General features: G+C 56.2%; 16 protein-coding genes. 14 read left to right on the plus strand and 2 right to left on the minus strand.

Annotated elements, in window-relative coordinates:
- The first annotated feature begins 161 nt into the window (after positions 1-161).
- The 6 genes from recN (at position 162) to C8P63_RS16480 (ending at position 7759) form a co-directional block, all read left to right on the plus strand.
- The gene (gene recN / locus C8P63_RS16450; protein ID WP_108025930.1) at positions 162-1856 is read left to right on the plus strand and encodes a DNA repair protein RecN; all 1695 of its coding nucleotides are present in this window, start codon (positions 162-164) and stop codon (positions 1854-1856) included.
- A gap of 160 nt (positions 1857-2016) precedes the next feature.
- Complete coding sequence (gene spoIVB, locus C8P63_RS19935; protein ID WP_342748097.1) at positions 2017-4203, plus strand: SpoIVB peptidase; 2187 nt, start codon at positions 2017-2019, stop codon at positions 4201-4203.
- 215 nt (positions 4204-4418) lie between these two features.
- Positions 4419-5594, plus strand: coding sequence for a putative cytokinetic ring protein SteA (gene steA, locus C8P63_RS16465; RefSeq protein ID WP_108025932.1), 1176 nt, complete (start codon positions 4419-4421; stop codon positions 5592-5594).
- A gap of 4 nt (positions 5595-5598) precedes the next feature.
- Positions 5599-6240 carry a copper transporter gene (locus C8P63_RS16470; protein ID WP_108025934.1) on the plus strand — a complete coding sequence of 214 codons (642 nt, stop codon included), beginning with the start codon at positions 5599-5601 and terminating at the stop codon, positions 6238-6240.
- Positions 6237-6920: a glycosyltransferase family 2 protein gene (locus C8P63_RS16475; protein WP_108025936.1), complete on the plus strand. Its 684-nt coding sequence runs from the start codon at positions 6237-6239 to the stop codon at positions 6918-6920. The genes C8P63_RS16470 and C8P63_RS16475 overlap by 4 nt, the downstream gene beginning before the upstream one ends.
- Positions 6917-7759 (plus strand): hypothetical protein, encoded by an 843-nt coding sequence (locus tag C8P63_RS16480; RefSeq protein ID WP_108025938.1) that lies wholly within the window; start codon positions 6917-6919, stop codon positions 7757-7759. Before C8P63_RS16475 ends, C8P63_RS16480 begins: the two co-directional genes overlap by 4 nt.
- Positions 7760-7784: 25 nt before the next feature.
- Here C8P63_RS16480 and C8P63_RS16485 read toward each other — a convergent pair whose 3' ends face one another.
- A complete protein-coding gene (locus C8P63_RS16485; RefSeq protein WP_108025940.1) occupies positions 7785-8885 on the minus strand; it encodes a M24 family metallopeptidase in 1101 nt (366 codons plus the stop codon).
- Positions 8886-9012: 127 nt separating this feature from the next.
- On the opposite strand from C8P63_RS16485, the gene C8P63_RS16490 reads away from it, so the two are divergent.
- Positions 9013-9207: an H-type small acid-soluble spore protein gene (locus C8P63_RS16490; protein WP_108025942.1), complete on the plus strand. Its 195-nt coding sequence runs from the start codon at positions 9013-9015 to the stop codon at positions 9205-9207.
- A gap of 116 nt (positions 9208-9323) precedes the next feature.
- Here C8P63_RS16490 and C8P63_RS16495 read toward each other — a convergent pair whose 3' ends face one another.
- A complete protein-coding gene (locus C8P63_RS16495; protein ID WP_108025944.1) occupies positions 9324-9611 on the minus strand; it encodes a DUF2627 family protein in 288 nt (95 codons plus the stop codon).
- A 121-nt stretch (positions 9612-9732) separates the two neighbouring features.
- Between C8P63_RS16495 and C8P63_RS16500 the strand changes: the two genes are divergently transcribed.
- The 7 genes from C8P63_RS16500 (at position 9733) to C8P63_RS16530 (ending at position 18670) form a co-directional block, all read left to right on the plus strand.
- A complete protein-coding gene (locus C8P63_RS16500) occupies positions 9733-11814 on the plus strand; it encodes a sigma-54 interaction domain-containing protein (protein WP_108025946.1) in 2082 nt (693 codons plus the stop codon).
- A 243-nt stretch (positions 11815-12057) separates the two neighbouring features.
- Positions 12058-12963, plus strand: a complete 906-nt coding sequence (gene ptb / locus C8P63_RS16505; RefSeq protein WP_108025987.1) for a phosphate butyryltransferase — start codon at positions 12058-12060, stop codon at positions 12961-12963.
- A 23-nt stretch (positions 12964-12986) separates the two neighbouring features.
- Complete coding sequence (locus tag C8P63_RS16510; RefSeq protein WP_108025948.1) at positions 12987-14087, plus strand: Leu/Phe/Val dehydrogenase; 1101 nt, start codon at positions 12987-12989, stop codon at positions 14085-14087.
- A 20-nt stretch (positions 14088-14107) separates the two neighbouring features.
- Positions 14108-15223, plus strand: a complete 1116-nt coding sequence (gene buk, locus C8P63_RS16515) for a butyrate kinase (protein ID WP_108025950.1) — start codon at positions 14108-14110, stop codon at positions 15221-15223.
- Positions 15216-16640, plus strand: a complete 1425-nt coding sequence (lpdA, locus tag C8P63_RS16520; RefSeq protein WP_108025952.1) for a dihydrolipoyl dehydrogenase — start codon at positions 15216-15218, stop codon at positions 16638-16640. Before buk ends, lpdA begins: the two co-directional genes overlap by 8 nt.
- A 41-nt stretch (positions 16641-16681) precedes the next feature.
- Positions 16682-17674, plus strand: coding sequence for a thiamine pyrophosphate-dependent dehydrogenase E1 component subunit alpha (locus C8P63_RS16525; RefSeq protein WP_108025954.1), 993 nt, complete (start codon positions 16682-16684; stop codon positions 17672-17674).
- A gap of 12 nt (positions 17675-17686) precedes the next feature.
- A complete protein-coding gene (locus tag C8P63_RS16530; RefSeq protein ID WP_108025956.1) occupies positions 17687-18670 on the plus strand; it encodes an alpha-ketoacid dehydrogenase subunit beta in 984 nt (327 codons plus the stop codon).
- Positions 18671-18700 lie beyond the last annotated feature (30 nt).

The raw sequence follows: 18700 nt of genomic DNA on the forward strand, positions 1-18700 counted from the left end.
GTGAAGCGACCCCCGGCGAGACTTGTGCTCTGTGAGTGCATAGCGAGACCGGGGAGTGAAGCGACCCCCGGCGAGACTTGTGCTCTGTGAGTGCAACCGGAGCAGCTTCGGGTAAATGCCGCCGTTCACTTTTTCACAATACTTCCAGGAGTGGGTGAGCGATGCTGCGGGAGATTTCGATCCGTGACTTTGCGATCATCGAACAGGTCCATCTGACCTTTGATCAGGGGTTTCACGTGCTGACCGGGGAAACGGGGGCGGGGAAATCCATCCTTTTTGATGCCCTCAGCCTGGTGGTTGGCGGGCGCGCTTCCGCCGATTTTGTTCGCCATAACGCGAAAAAAGCGACGGTGGAAGCCCTGTTTGAGCTTCCCGGGGGGCATCCGGCCTGCGAGGTGTTGGAAGAACTGGGTTTGGGATCGGATGAGGAGAACCTCCTGATCCGGAGGGATATATCTTCGAACGGAAAAAGCACTTGCCGGATCAACGGCCAGATCGTTACGCTGGCCATGTTGAAACAGGTGGGAAAACGGCTGTTGGATATTCACGGCCAGCATGAACACCAACGCCTGTTGCAGGTGGAAGAACACCTCCGTTGGCTGGATGCTTTCGGGGGAAAGGAACTTCGGGACTGTTTGAACGGATACCGAAAGGTGTACGGGGAATACCGGAAGACGACCCGGGAACTGGAGCAGCTCAACGCCGACGAAAAAGAGGTGGCTCAGCGAATCGATCTTCTGACCTTTCAACGGGACGAGATCGCAGCCGCCCGGTTGACGGAGGATGAAGACCAAGAGCTTGAGCAGGAACAAAGCCGCCTCGCCCATGCCGAACACCTGATGCAGAACACGGCCCATGCCTTCGAGGCCCTTTACGGCGAACGGCAGGGAGCGGAGTTGCTTAACGGAGCGATCGGGAACCTGGAGGAGATTGTCCGGGTGGACGATTCCATGCAGGAAGTCCTCGAAATGGTGCAATCCGCCTATTTTCAGGTGGAAGAAGCCGCAAGGCAATTGGGAAGATATCGGGACAATCTGGAATTCGACCCGGACCGTCTCGCCCAGGTGGAAGAACGGCTTCACTTGATCGATGAACTGAAGCGAAAATACGGGGAATCCGTCCGTGAAGTCCTCGAACACGGTCAAAGAGCGGAACAGGAATTGAATCAATTGGAGCACCGGGACGAGAAGAAAGCGGAACTGGAAGAAAAAAGGGACCGGTTGTATCAAGAGGTGAAGGCGAAGGCGGAGGCGTTGAGCCGCCTCCGCCGTCATGCCGCCGCTGCCTTGGAACGTGAAGTGGAAAAGGAACTGTCGGATTTGAATATGGGGGGAACCCGGTTCTCGGTCGCTTTTCATCAGGGTGAAGAGCCTGTCTTGACTTCCAACGGGATCGACCAGCCGGAGTTTCTCATCTCGCCCAACCGGGGAGAGCCGCTTCGTCCCCTGGTCAAGATCGCATCGGGCGGGGAATTGTCCCGGATTATGCTGGCCATCCAAAGCATCTTCTCCGAACTGGAGGGATCGGCCAACACCCTGATATTTGACGAGGTGGATACCGGGGTCAGCGGCCGGGCCGCTCAGGCGATCGCGGAAAAAATCGCCCGCCTGGCCCGAAAGGGTCAGGTCCTTTGCGTCACTCACCTTCCCCAGGTGGCTTGCATGGCAGATGTTCACTTTTACATCTTCAAAGAAAGCGACACGGAGAAAACCCGTACCCGGGTGAGGCTGCTGACAGAAGAAGGGCGAACCCTGGAACTGGCTCGTATGTTGGGTGGCGTCGAAGTGACCGACACCACCCGGAACCACGCTTTGGAGATGCTGCGCCTGGCGGAAAAAACCAAAAAAGCGATGTAAGAAAAACCCCTGGCTTAAAGTCAGGGTTTTTTACTTGAGATGCGGGACGGCAATCAAGGAATGATTTATGTGACATAAATGGTTTCGGGCGCGGAAACCTTAACAGTACGATGGAGACATCGAGGTGGAGGTGTAGGCAGGAAGCAGGAGAGTGAAGTTCGTGGGGCACAAAAAAAGAGCAAAGAAATGGGCAGGCATGTTTTTGGTCTTATTATTGGTGCTGGGCGGATGCAGCACACCGTTTCGTCAGTTGATGGCCCTTCCCTCGGAAATGCGTTTGTTCTCGGGTAATCTGAAGGAATTCCGGTTGGGGCTTCCGGCCACGGCCACTGTTTCCGTCGCCAACCCCGGCGTGTTGTCGGTCAACGGGGCCAGTGAATCTCCCGTGAACATCCATTTGAACCGGCCGTTTACACTATTGTCCCACCATCTGGGGCAGACTCAATTGACCTTGCGATTGTTCGGCAAGCTGCCCCTGAAGAGGATGAGTGTCAAGGTTTTGCCCGATATCAAAGTCATCCCCGGGGGCCAGTCCATCGGGGTGAAATTAAAATCCGAAGGCGTATTGGTGGTGGGGCACCACAAAGTCGGAACAGGTGAGGCTTCTCCGGGGGCCATAGCGGATATCCGCGTGGGCGACTACATTTTGAAGATGGACGGACGACCGGTTGACGGCGTACCGTCAGTTGCCCGGGCGGTTAAAAAAGCCGGAGATGAAAAAAGGCCGGTAAGGACGGTGATTCGACGGGGAGAAAAGAAGAAAACCGTGCTTCTGAAACCTGCCAAGGATCTGAACGGCGATGTATACCGCATCGGGCTTTATGTTCGGGATTCCGCAGCGGGGGTGGGCACCCTGACTTTTTACGATCCGGAAAAAGGGTTGTATGGGGCGCTCGGACATGTCATCACCGATATCGACACCGGCCAGCCGATCCGGGTCGGAGGTGGAGACGTGGTACAATCCAGCGTGACATCCATCCAAAAAGGTCAAACAGGTGAACCGGGAGAGAAACGGGCGATTATCTTCCGGGAAAACCAAAACCTTGGCATCATTCGGCACAATACCCAGTTTGGTATCTTCGGAACGATAAAAGAACAACCGAAGATGGGTAAGGTTCATCAAGCGATTCCCGTCGGATTGGCCGAAGAGGTCAAAGAAGGACCCGCCCAGATTCTTACCGTGGTGGAAGGACAAAAGGTGGAACGGTACGACATTGAAATCGTCCATCTCATTCACCAAAAATTTCCCGCAACCAAAGGCATGATCATCAAAGTCACCGATCCCCGGTTACTCAACAAAACCGGAGGAATCGTTCAGGGGATGAGCGGGAGCCCCATTATACAAGAAGGAAAACTGGTGGGGGCCGTCACTCATGTTTTTGTCAATGACCCCACTTCCGGCTACGGCACCTATATCGAATGGATGTTGAAAGATGCGGGCATTTTGAAAACAGCGGGGATCCATCCCGCTGTTTATTTTTGTCAACTTCAAAAGAAGGAATGGCCCCTTTTCTTGTCGAAGCCTTGGATAATACCCAAAAGGTTGAATCAGATGAGGGAGGGGCCGGTTTTGGAGAAGATGCGTGTGATTTTGGCCGACGACAACCGCGAGTTTGCCGATCTTTTAAAAGAACATCTCGACTCCCAGAAAGATATTGAAGTGATCGGAATGGCATACAACGGCCGTGACGTGATGGAACTGCTGGATCGGGAACAACCGGACGTTTTGGTTTTGGATATTATCATGCCTCACCTCGATGGTCTGGGTGTGCTGGAAAAATTGAACGTTCGCCCGGGGCCGATGCCCAAAATCATCATGCTGACCGCTTTCGGACAGGAAAACATCACCCAACGGGCGGTGGAGCTGGGCGCCGCTTATTACATACTCAAACCCTTTGACATGGACGTCCTGACCGATCGGATCCGGCAAATGCAAGGGCGGCCGGTTACTTCCGGCCAGGGCAAAGCCGCCTCAACGGGAGGATCCCGGTCGGAGAATCTGGACGCCCACATCACCAACGTTATTCATGAAATCGGCGTACCCGCTCACATCAAGGGATATCTCTACCTTCGGGAAGCCATCACCATGGTGTATAACGAGGTGGAACTGCTCGGGGCCATCACCAAAACGCTGTATCCCCGGATCGCCGAAAAGTACAACACGACTCCCAGCCGCGTGGAACGGGCCATCCGCCATGCCATCGAAGTGGCATGGAGCCGCGGAAATATGGAGTCCATCCGAAAGTTGTTCGGTTACACCATCAATGTGAGCAAAGCCAAACCCACCAACTCCGAATTCATCGCCATGGTGGCCGACAAACTCCGGATCGAGCACAAAGTCGGCTGAGGTGAGTCCGGTTTATCATCCCCTGTGATCAAGGGGATGTTATTTTTTTGAGGAAATTTGACGTGGATATCGGATGACCCATACGGAAAATGAAACGGATTCGCAAAACCGGAAAACCGTGTTCACCCTCACTTTGGAACCCATGCCGGCGTATGAGGCGGGGGCAAGACTCCCATACTAAAAACAGCCATACTGGAGACAAAGGAGTCCGCCGGATGATTCACCGGTCTATCTCTTCCCGAAAACGGATCTGCCACGGCACTGCGGCGGTGGATTCCAAAACGAAACGCCTGATTCACCGGATCCGCCCGGGTCAGATTGCGGTGATCAACCATGTCGATCTGGATGAAGTGGCGGCGGAGGCCTTGATCAAAAGCCGTGTGAAAGGGGTGGTGAACGCAGCCCTTTCCATTGGGGGAAGCTATCCGACCAGGGGCCCTGGACGGCTGCTTCAGGCGGGAATCCCACTCTTGGACGGAGTGGGGGAAGAGGTGATGGAGTGGGTGAACGAGGGGGACCCGCTTTGTCTTGACGGAAACCGTCTCTATCGGAAACGGTCGGGAGGGCCCTGGACGGAAGTCGCTTCCGGATGCCGGATGACGCGGGAGATCTGGCTGGAAAGAATGAAGGAGGCGGCGAAAAACTTTGAAGGAACCCTCGATTCCTTTGTCGATAATACCCTCCGTTATGCCGACCGGGAACGACCGATGCTGAACCGTCCCTTGCCCGTTCCCGTTCTCACGACTCCCATCCGGGGAAAGAATGCGGTGGTGGTCGTAAGGGGAGGAGGACATGAAGAGGACCTTGGAGCGGTCCGTTCTTTTGTGCGTGAGCGGAATCCCGTTTTGTTCGGAGTGGACGGAGGAGCCGACGCTCTTCTGGAACAAGGGTTTCAACCGGATATCATCCTGGGAGATATGGATTCAGTGACGGACCGGGCCCTGATGTCGGGAGCGGAACTCATCGTCCACGCTTATCCGGACGGCCGGGCACCGGGTTTAAAACGGGTGGAGTGTCTGGGGCTGACGGCCCATGTCCTTCCTTACCCGGGAACCAGTGAAGACGTGGCCATGCTGTTGGCCCATCAAAAAGGGGCCGAACGGATTGTCATGCTCGGCTCTCATTCCAATACGGTGGATTTTCTCGAAAAAGGAAGGAAAGGAATGGCCAGCACTCTGCTGGCCAGGATGAAAGTGGGTCCCCGCCTGGTGGATGCTAAAGGAGTCAGCTACTTGTACAGCGGAAGTGAACGACCGGTCACCGGGGGTCTGCTGGTCCTTTTGTCCGCTTCCACCGTTCCCGTGGTTGCCTATGCCTCGGTCAACCCCCGGTTTGTTCAAGTGGTCAAACTGCTTTGGTTGAATCTCAAAATATTTTTCTCCTGGGTGTGATGCCATGATTTCGACCCGCATGTTTCTCATTTGGATCAGCGCCGTCTTCCTTTCCTTGGGGATCGGGATTCTGCTCGGGGGGATCGGGGGTCAGCCCTGGCTCAAACAGATGGAACGGGACCTGGTGGGCCGTCTGGAAGCGAGAATCGATCAGGCGTCCACGGAAAGCGGACAATTACGCAAAACCCTCCAACAACAGGAGCGGCGGATGCAACGTTTGAAAAAACAAAACGAATCCCTGTTTCATGAAGCGGTCCGCGGCCGGTTGAAAGGACGGCATGTTTTGGTTTTCGGCGGATCGGAACGGGAAGCCGAAGAGCTGGAACAGGCCATCCGAATGGCGGATGGAACGGCGGACCGCCCGACCCGTTTCCCGGCACTTCCAAATCGGTACGATGCCATCATCCTGTTGAATGATCCCCTCCTGAAAAACCCCCGGCTGAAAGGCATGGCAAAGGAGATCCGGATGTCTTATACGGGTCCCCTGATCCTTAAGAGGACCCGGTCGGATCAGCCGGTTTTCGCCGAAGCGGGGAGGAGACTCTATTTCTTCCGCGGGCCGTTTATGGGGGAACCCGTGCAAACCTCTCAACTGATCGATCTGATCGAAAACGTGACCAACCCGGGAAGTGAGGCGGCATCATGAAAAAAAAAGCGGTTGTCAGTGCGGTGGTTCCCGCTTACAACGAAGAACAAAGGATCGGCTCGACATTGAAGGCACTCCGGCGGATTCGGGAAGTGGACGAAATTATCGTGGTGGATGACGGCAGCAAGGATACGACGGCCCAACAAGCCCGGCGGTATGCGGACTGCGTCGTCTCCCTCCCGCGCAATGTCGGCAAAGGGGAGGCGATCAACCAAGGGGTGAATTATGCGACGGGTACCGTTTTTCTCTTCATCGACGCCGACCTGAAGGAACACGCCCGGTTATGCGGGGCCCTGCTGGAACCGGTGTTGAAGGGAGAGAGCGATATGACCATCGCCCGCTTTCCCGCTTCACAAAAGAAAGGCGGGTTCGGGCTGGTGAAGGGGCTGGCCCGCTCGGGCGTCCGGTGCTTGACCGGATACCACCTGGAAGCCGTGTTATCGGGGCAACGGGCGGTGACCAGGGAGTTGATGACCCACATCGGCCGTGCATTTCCAGGGTTCGGGGTGGAAGTGGGAATGACGGTTCGGGCCCTTAAGAACGGATATTCGGTCAAAGAGATCCCCTTGCCGATGAACCACCGGGAGACGGGTCGGGACCTGAAGGGCTTTCTCCACCGGGGAAAACAGTTCGTTTCCATATTGAAAACCTTGATCCATCTCTGGAGGCAACCGGCGTGATCACTTTTCTTTCGATCATCGTGCTGCTCATTTCCTATCTGACGGGGAGATGGACCCTGGATACCGGAAGGGAATTTCTTCTTCATGCCGGTGTGACCGCCGTCAACTACAAAGGGGAAAAAATTGCGACTTCCTATGGCGGTTTTTTGGCAGTGGTTTTTCTGATGCTGGATGCTGTGGTACTGGGGCTGGCTCAATGGATCCCCTTGTTTTCGTATTCGTTGTTTGCTGCAACGCTCGCGGCTTCGATCACGGTCGTTTTTCTCGGATGGCTGGATGATACGATGGGAAACCACCGGGATAAAGGTTTTGCCGGACATTTTCGGACGCTTTGGAAAGAAGGCCGATTCACCACCGGGTTTCTGAAGGCGGCGGGAGGTGGAGTGGCGGCAGTGGTTGCGGCTGCCGTGACGTCCGGTGGAAGAGGGGAAGTCTGGCTGATGCACACCCTGTTGATCGGATTAATGACCAACTGGGTCAATCTGCTGGATCTCCGGCCGGGGAGAGCCTTGAAATTTTATCTGGTGGCGGGGGCGGCTTTGTTCCTGGTCGGGTTGGGGCGGGGGGAAACCCTCTTGTTCCTGCCGCTTCTGGGTTTGGCCTCGGCGGTTCTCAAAGGGGATTTATCCGCCAGATTCATGCTGGGAGACAGCGGATCCAACCTTCTGGGTATCCAACTCGGCATGTGGCTGGCTCTGGTTTCACCGTTGTGGTTGGTATTCTTATGGACGGCGCTGCTGTTGGCCGGTCATTATATCGGTGAAACGGTTTCCCTGACCCGGCTGATTGAGAAAAACCGTCTGCTCTCTTACCTGGACCGTCTGGGGAGGCTGGAATGAAAAAACCACGGGAAACCCGTGGTTTTCAAGTGATAATTTGCAGTTCTTTGGGGAATCGGGTCAACCGCTCATGTCCTTCCCGCGTGATGACCACATCATCCTCGATTCGAACGCCTCCCAGGCCGGGGACGTAAATGCCGGGTTCCACGGTAAAACACATGCCTTCCGTCAATACGTCATCATTCCCGCCGTGGATCGATGGGGTTTCGTGTACGGCCAGTCCAAGGCCATGACCCACCCGATGGGGAAAAAGGTTTCCGTAACCGGCGGATTTGATCCGATCACGGGCTGCCTGATCGATGTCCCTCATGCGGGCACCGGGCCGGCAGACTTTGAGAGCGGCTTTCTGTGCTTCCAGTACCGTGTCGTATATCCGAACCGCTTCTTCCCGGATGGAGCGAAAAGCCACGGTCCGGGTGATGTCGGAACAGTACCCCTTCCACACCACACCGAGGTCAAAGAGAACCAAATCCCCTTCCCGAAGCCGCCGCGTCCCGGGAGTTCCGTGGGGGTCGCCGGACTTTTCGGCGAAGAGAACCATGGTGGAAAAAGACATTTGCCGGATTCCGTTTCGTTTTAACTCATGCTCGATGGCGGCGACCACTTCCAATTCGGTCACGCCTTCCGACAAAGCTTCGATTCCTTTTTCCACTCCGTAATCCGCCCATTTTGCCGCTTCCTTTAACAGAAGAATCTCCTGTTCGTCTTTGATCTGCCGCAAGCGTTCCAGTTCCTCGGCGACTGAAATGAACCGGGCGGCGGGTGACAGGTCCGCAAGTGCTTCGGAACGGGCCAGGGACAATTGCTCCTTCTCCACCGCAATGGTACGGAACCCGTCCACCCCCCGGATTTCAAGTTCCCTTCGGAGCTGGTTCCAGGGGTTGTCCGTATCATGGTAGCCAACGGTTTTGAAGGGCCAGCCGGAGGCTTTCAACCGATTCTCTTCGAGACGGGGACAGAGTATGAACGGTTCTTTTCCGGGCAGCACAATCAACCCCACCACCCGTTCGTGGGGGTTGCATTCGAACCCCGACAGATAGAACAGGTTGGACGGATCCTGGATAAAAGCCAGGTCCGCTCCCTTTTCTTCGAGCCAGTGGCCCACACGTTTCAAACGTTCGTTCACTTCACCGGTCCTCCTTCATGGGGGATTCTTACCTACTGTACCATGCAGGGAAAATCAAAAAAAGGCGCTCTTCAGTATAAAAAGGAAGCGATTGAAACAGGCTGAAACCGGGAAGGGAGGGAGCGACATGAACATTCTGAGAGCCCGACAGATCGTGGAGTCCCCGCAAGAGATCGAAGTGCATCACAACGGAGTGCCGGTTTGGATTCAAAACCTGGATGAGTCGAGGGAGACGGCACGGGTGTATACCCGCAACCAACCGGATGATGAAAAGACGGTTCCCGTGGAAGAATTGAGGGAAATCGGCCCCAAACGGGGATAAAGAGAAATCGTCCCGCATAAGTTAAAGCTGGGCGGGGCGTGAGCCCACGTGCATCAAAAATGGAAAAAGGGTTTCCCGGGGCCGGGAAACCCTTTTTCCGTATCGTGGGGAGGGATTTATGGTTTCGGAATGTCGTTTCCGGAGTGGTTCTTCCGCTTTTTTTTTCTGCGGGGAAGGAGCATCGGTTGAACATAATTGTTTTTGGCGTCGCGGTAAAAGAGGAAGCCCGCCACGAAAGAGAGACCGCCCAGAAAAAGGATCAATCCGCCGATAAAAGGGAACCAGGCAAAGGGTTCCCCGGCAAGGGCGTTGAAGATGACGTCCTTCATCAGAGTCCAGCCGTAGATGCCGGCGGCACCGGGAATGCACAGCAGGACGATCGCCAACAGACGTTGATAGATCATGATTTTCCACCCCTTTGTCCTGGTCCCTATCGTACCGCATTCATCCTTGAAATGCCAAGCCCGGATCCTTTTCGAAAAGATATGTTAACATAATAGCGGAATCGGAAACGGAGGGGCGGTTATGAAACGTTTTCTGATCGTGGGCGGTGGAAAGGGCGGAACCGCCTTTTTGAAAACCCTTTTGCAACTGGACCAGGTACGGGTAACCGGTGTGATCGATGTGAACGAACAGGCACCGGCGATCCACGAAGCCCAAAAGCACGGCATCCCCACGGGGAAGGATGCACTCCCCTTTGTGAAAGAGAATCCGGACGTCATCCTGGAGGTGACGGGGAAAGCGGAGGTTTACCGGCATTTGTGCCATATCAAGGGGCAGTCCACCCTGGTGGTCTCCGGAGAAGTGGCCAACCTGATCATGCAGTTGCTCGCGGAGAAGGAGCGGTGGTTCGAAGCATGGAAAAGGCGTCAGAGGGAGTTGGACGCCATTGTGAATTCCACCCACGACGGGATGATCGCGGTCAACCGGGAAGGGCGCATCACCCTGTTTAACCGGGCGGCGGAGCGGTTGATCGGGGGCCGGGGAGAAGATGTGACGGGACAGGACATCAAAGAGGTGCTTCCCGGCTCCCGGCTGGATCGGGTGATGGAGACCGGGCGCCCGGAACTGAACCGTTCCCTTGAACTGGCCAACGGGAAAAAAATCGTTTCCAACCGGGAACCGGTGACCGATCGGAAGGGGAAGGTCATCGGAGCCGTCGCCGTGTTCCGGGACATCACCGAGGTGACCGCCCTCGCCCAGCAGGTGACGGATCTGAAGAGCATGAAGAGCCAACTGTCCGCCATCATCGATTCTTCCGACGATGCCATTTCCGTCGTCGACACCGAAGGTCTCGGGGTGTTGATCAATCCTGCGTATACGCGGCTGACGGGTCTCTCTCCCGCCGATGTCATCGGGAAGCCCGCTGATACGGATATCTCCGAAGGGGAGAGCATGCATATGAAAGTCCTGAGGACCGGGAAACCGGTCCGGGGGGTCCCGATGAAAGTGGGTCCGGCCCGCAAGGACGTGTTGGTCAATGCAGCACCGATCACTGTGGAAGGGGAGTTGAAAGGGAGCGTCGCCATCATCCATGATATGTCGGAGATCAAAAAACTCTACAGGGAACTGGAGCGGGCCCGCCGCATTATCCGCACCTTGGAAGCCAAATACACCTTTGATGATATCATCGGCGTCAGCGAGGGCATGAAAGCCGCTCTGATGGAGGCGCGGCAGGGAGCCCGGACGCGAGCGACGGTCCTGCTCCGGGGAGAGTCAGGCACGGGGAAAGAGTTATTTGCCCATGCGATCCACAATGCGAGCAGCCGCAAGTACAACCAATTCGTCCGGGTCAATTGTGCGTCGATTCAGGAAAGCCTTCTGGAGAGCGAGCTGTTCGGGTATGAGGAAGGAGCTTTCACGGGGGCCCGGCAAGGCGGAAAAAAAGGATTTTTTGAGGAAGCGAGCGGCGGGACGATCTTCCTGGATGAAATCGGGGAGCTGTCTTCTTCCACCCAGGTCAAATTGCTTCGGGTGTTGCAGGAGAAAGAGATCACCCGGGTCGGAGGAACCAAGGCGATCCCGGTGGATGTCCGCGTCATTGCCGCCACCAATGTCGACTTGGAAAGGGCCATCCGGGAAAAACGGTTCCGTGAAGATCTCTATTACCGGCTGAATGTTCTCCCCATCCACATTCCGCCCTTAAGAGAGCGGAAAGAAGACCTGTACGCCCTTTCCTTGCATCTGGTGAAAAAGTTCAACCAGGAATACGGTCGAAATGTGACGGAACTGCGTCCGGACGCTCTTAAGGTGTTGGAATCCTATTCCTGGCCGGGAAACGTCCGGGAATTGGAAAATGTGCTGGGACGGGCGATGATTCACATGCATGTTCAGGAACGGGAAATCCGGGAACGCCATCTCTTTCCATTCAAACCGGTCCCCGGTTTTACAGGGTCTCCCGCGGAAGAGGAACCCGTGTCCGGGGGGGAAACGCTGTCCGAAGTGGTCGCTAGGACCGAGCGGAATCATATCCTGCGCGTTTTCAGGGAAGCGGAAGGGAATAAGACGGAAACTGCCCGCCGGCTGGGCATTTCGGTGCGGAATCTGTACTATAAACTGGAGCGGTACGGGATCGGGAGCCAAAGAGCAAGCAGCCATGACCGATAGTCTGCAATATTTTGCAGGAAAAAACGATCAATGCTTCTGCAGATTTTTGCAGGTGACGACCGGTGGGGATTCCTGGCTGTTTCGACGGGACCGCAAGCAGGCGGTTTTTCTTTTTGTTTTCATTCTTTGGCACAGAGTTTGCGTTGATTGCATGGGGGCCGGCCTTTTGAAGAAAAATAGACTTGATTCATCACTGTAAATGAATGCAGCCAAGGTCGGAATGAGGTGGATGTGTTGGAAACGATACGCAGTTTTGAACAAGTTCTGAGACAGGCGCAATCCCTGCCCGCCATTACGGCAGCGGTCGCGGCGGCCGACGATCATGAAGTGTTGGAGGCGGTCCTTGAGGCAAAAGAGAGACAAATCGCAGACTTTCTTCTTTTCGGGGATGAAGCACGGATCCGTGATTGGGCCGAATCCCGGGGTCTCGATCTGAAAGACATCACGGTGAGTCACCAGCCGGATCCGGTGATCGCCTGCCGCGATGCGGTTCGGGCCGTCCGGGAAGGTCAGGCCGATGTGGTGATGAAGGGCATGGTCCAGAGTTCCGATTTTCTGCGGGCCATTCTCAACAAAGAAACCGGTCTCCGTGGAAAAAAAGTTCTCAGCCATGTGGCGGTGTTTGAAGTTCCCGGATACGACCGGTTGATCCATGTGACGGACCCGGCTCTTAACCTGGCCCCGGAATTGAAAGAGAAGGTCCAGATATTGGAGAACGCCATCGATCTGTGTCACTCCCTCGGGTTGACGGAGCCTCGGGTGGCCGTTCTCGGGGCGGTCGAAGTGATCAACCCGAACATGCCCCCTACTCTGGACGCGGCGGTCCTCACCCAGATGAACCGCCGGGGTCAGATCCGGGGAGCGATCATCGACGGTCCCTTTGCTCTGGACAATGCGGTGTCGGTTGCCTCCGCCCGGCACAAAAAGATTGACAGTCCGGTTGGCGGCAAAGCCGATGTGTTGTTGGTACCGGATATTGAAGCAGGCAATATTTTATACAAGTCGATGGTTTATTTCGCCAAAGCCAAGATCGGCGCCTTGGTTCTCGGGGCGAGTGTTCCCGTCGTGCTCACATCCCGGGCGGATTCCCATGAAGCCAAGCTTCACTCGATCGCCCTGGCCGTCCTTGAGGCCGACCGGATGAGGTGACACCGATCAAGGAGGAGTCCATCATGCAGATTTTTGATTCCCTTTCCAAATACGATTACGAACAACTGATCTTCTGCCAGGATGAAAAGTCGGGATTAAAAGCGATCATTGCCATTCATGATACCACGTTGGGTCCCGCGCTGGGGGGGACCCGGATGTGGACGTATGATTCGGAAGAAGAAGCGATTGTGGATGCTTTGCGCCTGGCCCGCGGGATGACTTACAAAGCGGCCGCCTCCGGTTTGAACCTGGGCGGGGGCAAGACGGTGATCATCGGGGATCCGAAAAAAGACAAGAACGAAGCGATGTTTCGTGCCTTCGGCCGGTTTATCCAAGGGCTGAACGGTCGTTACATCACTGCGGAAGATGTGGGGACCACGGTGGAAGACATGGATCTGATCCATGAGGAAACCCGTTTTGTCACCGGCGTTTCCCCGGCTTTCGGTTCCAGCGGCAACCCATCCCCGGTCACGGCTTATGGTGTCTACCACGGAATGAAAGCGGCCGCCAAAGAAGCATTCGGTGACGATTCCCTTCAGGGAAAAACCGTGGCCGTACAGGGGGTCGGCAGTGTGGCTTACCACCTCTGCAAATATTTGCACGATGAGGGGGTCAAACTGATCGTCACCGACATCAACAAAGAGAATATGGAACGGGCCGTGAACGACTTCGGGGCGGAAACCGTCGCGCCGGATGCCATCTACGATGTGGATTGCGACATTTTCTCTCCCTGCGCTCTGGGTGCCATCATCAACGATGACACCATCGACAGACTGAAATGCAAAGTGATTGCCGGTTCCGCCAACAACCAGCTGAAAGAAGAGGAACACGGGGACCGTCTGAGTGAAAAAGGAATCGTTTACGCCCCCGATTACGTCATCAACGCAGGGGGCCTGATCAACGTGGCGGATGAACTTCTGGGGTACAACCGGGAACGGGCGATGAAAAAGGTGGAGAACATCTACCACACCATCAGCCGGATCTTTGAAATTTCCAAGCGGGAACAAATTACGAGCCACAAGGCGGCGGCCCGGATGGCGGAAGAACGGATTCGTGCCATGCGCGATTCCCGGAGCCATTTCCTCCTGAATGAACGAAACATCCTCAACATGACGATTCGTTGACAGATCGGGGTGTGGCACACGTGCAGGAACCGATTCGGGTGTTGGCGATCAACCCCGGCTCCACCTCAACCAAAATCGGTGTATATGATGACGAAAAAGCGGTTCTCGAGGAGACCCTCCGGCATGATGCAGAGGAATTGGCCCGGTATTCCGATCTGTTTGACCAGTATCCCTTTCGCAAGCAAATCATTTTGGACACGCTGGACAGGGAGGGAATCAACCTCACCCGTCTGCGGGCGGTGGTGGGACGGGGCGGTCTTCTTCGTCCCATCCCCGGTGGCACCTACCGGGTGAACGATGCCATGCTGGAGGATCTCCGTTCGGGAAAGTTCGGAGAACATGCTTCCAACCTGGGCGGCTTACTCGCCTCTGAAATCGCCCGGAAGTTGAACATTCCCGCCTTTATCGTCGATCCCGTCGTGGTCGACGAGCTGGAACCGATCGCACGGATTTCCGGTGTGCCGGAAATCGAGCGTCGCAGCATTTTCCACGCTCTCAACCAGAAAGCCGTGGCCCGCCGCATTGCCGCCCAAATGGGAAAAAACTACCATGAAGTCAATCTGGTTGTGGCCCACATGGGCGGAGGGATCACCGTCGGTGCCCACCGGAGAGGGCGGGTGATCGACGTAAACAACGGATTGCACGGGGAAGGTCCTTTTTCCCCGGAACGGGCGGGGACCCTTCCGGTGGGCGATTTGGTCGCGATCAGCTATTCCGGAAAATTTTTCGCCAGTGAAATCATGCGTATGATCGTCGGCAGAGGCGGCTTGATGGGGTATCTGGGAACGACGGATGCCAGGGAAGTGGAGGAGAGGATCGAAAAAGGGGACGAGCGGGCCCGCTTGGTGTACACGGCCATGGCCTATCAGGTGGCCAAGGAAATCGGTGCGTACTCCGCGGTGTTGGAAGGAGAAGTGGACGGGATCGTACTGACGGGGGGACTGGCTTTTGGCACCCGATTCACCTCTGAAATTGAACGGCGAACTTCCTGGATCGCTCCGGTTTACGTCGTCCCCGGGGAAAACGAACTGAAGGCCCTGGCGGAGGGGGCGCTGCGGGTGGTGCGGGGCGAAGAAGCGCCCCGTATCTACCCCAGCGGAAAAGTGGAAAAGGGAGTGGGGATAACGGATGGCTGAAAATTACGATCTGGTCATTTTGGGTGCCGGCCCCGGAGGATATGTGGCGGCCATCCGGGCGGCACAACTCGGGATGAAGACGGCGGTGGTGGAAAAGGAAAAAGTGGGGGGCATCTGTCTCCACAAAGGGTGTATACCCTCGAAGTCGCTGTTGAGGAGCGCCGAACTCTATCACGACATGAAAAACAGCGAAGATTACGGGATCCGGGCGGGGGACCTCCGTCTGGACATCGGAAAGGTCCAGGAACGGAAGAACCGGGTGCGGGAACAGCTGCACAAGGGGGTTCAGCACCTGTTGAAAAAAAACGGGGTGACCGTGATCGAAGGAATCGGCCGAATCCTGGGATCTTCCATCTTCTCCCCGCAGCCGGGCACGATCTCTGTGGAAAAGACCGACGGCAGCGAAGCGGAAATGCTGGTTCCGCAGCATGTCATCATCGCCACGGGATCCCGCCCCCGCTCGTTGCCGGGGCTGGAGGTGGACGGGGAACACATCCTGTTTTCCGACCATGCTCTTGAAATGGAGTCCCTTCCCGAATCCATCGTGATCGTGGGGGGAGGGGTCATCGGGATTGAGTGGGCGTCGATGTTGAACGACTTCGGGGTCGAAGTGACGGTGGTGGAATACCTGGACCGGATCCTCCCGCAGGAAGATCCCGACGTGAGCAAAGAGATGACCCGCCTGTTGAAAAAGAGAAAGGTAAATATCGTGACCGGAGCGAAGGTGTTGCCTGAGTCGGTCCAAGCGGAGAACGGGCGTGTCACCCTGCAGATGGAAAAGGGCGGCGACACCCGGACTCTGGCGGCCGAAAAGATGCTTGTTTCCGTCGGCCGGCAACCCAACACCGAAGATATCGGTTTGGCGAACACTTCGATTCAAACGGAAAAAGGATTTATTCGGGTGAATGAATTCCTGCAGACAGCGGAATCCCACATTTATGCCATCGGAGACGTGAACGGCGGGTACCAGTTGGCTCATGTGGCCTCCCATGAGGGAATCCTGGCGGTGGAGCACATGGCGGAAAGAGATCCCCATCCCCTGGATCCAACGATGGTGCCGCGTTGTACATACAGCCGGCCGGAGATCGGGAGCATCGGCTTGTCGGAAGCAGAAGCGAAGGAACAGGGTTATGAAGTGAAAACGGGCAAGTTTCCTTTCAAGGGAGTGGGAAAGTCCCTCGTGTTCGGGGATTCGGACGGATTCATCAAACTGGTTGCCGATAAGAAGACAGAAGACATCCTCGGTGTTCATATCATCGGTCCCCACGCTACCGACCTGATTTCCGAGGCGGGGCTTGCCAAAGTGATGGATGCCACCCCCTGGGAAATCTCCCAGGCCATCCATCCCCACCCGACGCTGTCGGAAGTGTACGGGGAAGTGACCATGGCATTCGAAGGACTGCCCATCCATTCTTGAGCACACCGAACCATTCAGGAAAAGGATCGGAGGGATCCGTTATGGCTAACGAGCGACACGATGAGCTGGGTCTGTCGGACGAACAGGTTCTGGATATGTACCGCTACATGTTGCTGGCCCGGAAGATCGACGAGCGGATGTGGCTGTTAAACCGCGCGGGGAAAATTCCCTTCGTTATCTCCTGTCAGGGACAGGAAGCCATCCAGGTGGGGGCTGCTTTTGCCCTTGACCGGGACAAGGACTGGCTCTGCCCCTATTATCGGGATTTGGGGATGGTGCTGGTCTTCGGCCAATCCTCCAAGGATCAGATGCTTTCCGCATTTGCCAAGGCGGAGGACCCCAACAGCGGCGGACGACAGATGCCGGGTCACTACGGCGACCGCAGGTTTCGCATCGTCTCCGGTTCCAGCCCCGTCACCACGCAACTGCTTCACGCCGTGGGTGTGGCTTTGGCTGCCAAAATGGAAAAGAAAGATCACGTGGCGCTGACCACCTTCGGGGAAGGTTCCAGCAATCAGGGAGACTTCCACGAGGGTCTCAATTTCGCGGGAGTGCACAACCTTCCGGTGATCTTTATGTGTGAAAACAACAAATACGCCATTTCCGTTCCGGTGGAGAAACAGCTGGCCGGGGGAAGCGTCGCCGCCCGGGCCCAGGGTTACGGGATGCCCGGGGTTCAGGTGGACGGAAACGACCCGTTGAACGTGTTTGAAGCGGTGAAGGCCGCCGCAGACCAGGCCCGCCGGGGAGAAGGCCCGACCCTGATCGAGGCTTCTTCCTACCGGCTGGTCCCCCATTCCAGCGATGATGATGATCGGACTTACCGCAGGGCGGAAGAGGTGGAAGAAGCCCGGAAGAAGGATCCCCTGGTTCAGTTCAAAGCATACCTGATGGATGCGGGCGTGATGGACGAAGAGAAAGAAAGCGCCCTGAATAAGGAAATCGCCCAAGAGGTGGATGAAGCCACCGAATATGCCGAAAAGGCGCCTTACCCCGATCCGGAACAAACCCACACTCACGTCTACGCGGAATAGGAGGAGGAAATCATGCCGGTTATTTCCTATATCGAGGCTGTAACCCAGGCTCTCAGGGAAGAAATGCAGCGGGATGAACGCGTGTTCGTGCTGGGCGAGGACGTGGGCGTCCGGGGAGGGGTGTTCCGGGCCACCGCCGGCCTCATCGAAGAGTTCGGACCGGAGCGGGTATTGGACACCCCGCTCACCGAATCGGCCATCGCGGGTGTGTCCATCGGGGCGTCTGTCTACGGGATGCGTCCGGTGGCGGAGATGCAATTTGCCGACTTCATCATGCCGGCGGTGAATCAGATTGTCAGTGAAGCCGCCAAGATGCGGTACCGCTCCAATAACAGCTGGCACTGCCCCTTGGTCATCCGTGCCCCCTACGGCGGCGGAGTGCACGGAGCGCTGTACCATTCCCAGAGCGTGGAGAAAATCTTCACGGGGGTACCGGGGCTGAAAATCGTCACCCCCTCCACGCCCCACGATGTCAAGGGACTGTTGATCAGCGCGATCCGGGATGAGGATCCGGTTCTCTTTTTTGAACACAAACGCTGTTACCGCCTGATCAAAGGGGAGGTGCCGGAGGAAGAATACACCGTCCCCATCGGCAAAGCGGAAGTGAAGCGGGAAGGGACCGATGTGACGGTGATCTCTTACGGCCTCACTCTGCATTTTGCTCTGAAAGCGGCGGAGGAGCTGGAGAAAGAAGGGATCAGTGTTCATGTCCTGGATCTCAGAACCCTGATCCCCCTGGACAAGGAAGCGGTGCTGGAAGCGGTGGCGAAAACAGGCAAGGTGCTGATCATTCATGAAGACAACCTGACCGGTGGCTTCGGCGGGGAAGTATCCGCGATCATCAGCGAGCAGGCGTTCTTTGAACTGGACGCTCCTGTTCGGCGCCTCGCCGGCCCCGATGTGCCGGCCATGCCCTACAGTCCGCCCTTGGAAAAAGAATTTATGCTCAACCCCGAAAAAGTAACGAATGCCATCCGGGAACTGGCGGAATTCTGAGCCGGGCTCCGGAATTCAGCCGGACACCGA

Source organism: Melghirimyces profundicolus (genome assembly GCF_003054245.1).
In the GTDB taxonomy this organism is placed as follows: domain Bacteria; phylum Bacillota; class Bacilli; order Thermoactinomycetales; family DSM-45169; genus Melghirimyces; species Melghirimyces profundicolus.

Bases quoted from the DNA above. Each gene is read 5' to 3' on its own strand.
- C8P63_RS16475 (WP_108025936.1), top strand. From the start codon at position 6,237: ATGAAAAAAAAAGCGGTTGTCAGTGCGGTGGTTCCCGCTTACAACGAA.
- C8P63_RS16500 (WP_108025946.1), top strand. From the start codon at position 9,733: ATGAAACGTTTTCTGATCGTGGGCGGTGGAAAGGGCGGAACCGCCTTT.
- C8P63_RS16490 (WP_108025942.1), top strand. From the start codon at position 9,013: ATGAACATTCTGAGAGCCCGACAGATCGTGGAGTCCCCGCAAGAGATC.
- C8P63_RS16470 (WP_108025934.1), top strand. From the start codon at position 5,599: ATGATTTCGACCCGCATGTTTCTCATTTGGATCAGCGCCGTCTTCCTT.
- C8P63_RS16525 (WP_108025954.1), top strand. From the start codon at position 16,682: ATGGCTAACGAGCGACACGATGAGCTGGGTCTGTCGGACGAACAGGTT.
- C8P63_RS16530 (WP_108025956.1), top strand. From the start codon at position 17,687: ATGCCGGTTATTTCCTATATCGAGGCTGTAACCCAGGCTCTCAGGGAA.
- C8P63_RS16495 (WP_108025944.1), bottom strand. From the start codon at position 9,611: ATGATCTATCAACGTCTGTTGGCGATCGTCCTGCTGTGCATTCCCGGT.
- C8P63_RS16510 (WP_108025948.1), top strand. From the start codon at position 12,987: ATGCAGATTTTTGATTCCCTTTCCAAATACGATTACGAACAACTGATC.
- steA (WP_108025932.1), top strand. From the start codon at position 4,419: ATGATTCACCGGTCTATCTCTTCCCGAAAACGGATCTGCCACGGCACT.
- recN (WP_108025930.1), top strand. From the start codon at position 162: ATGCTGCGGGAGATTTCGATCCGTGACTTTGCGATCATCGAACAGGTC.
- lpdA (WP_108025952.1), top strand. From the start codon at position 15,216: ATGGCTGAAAATTACGATCTGGTCATTTTGGGTGCCGGCCCCGGAGGA.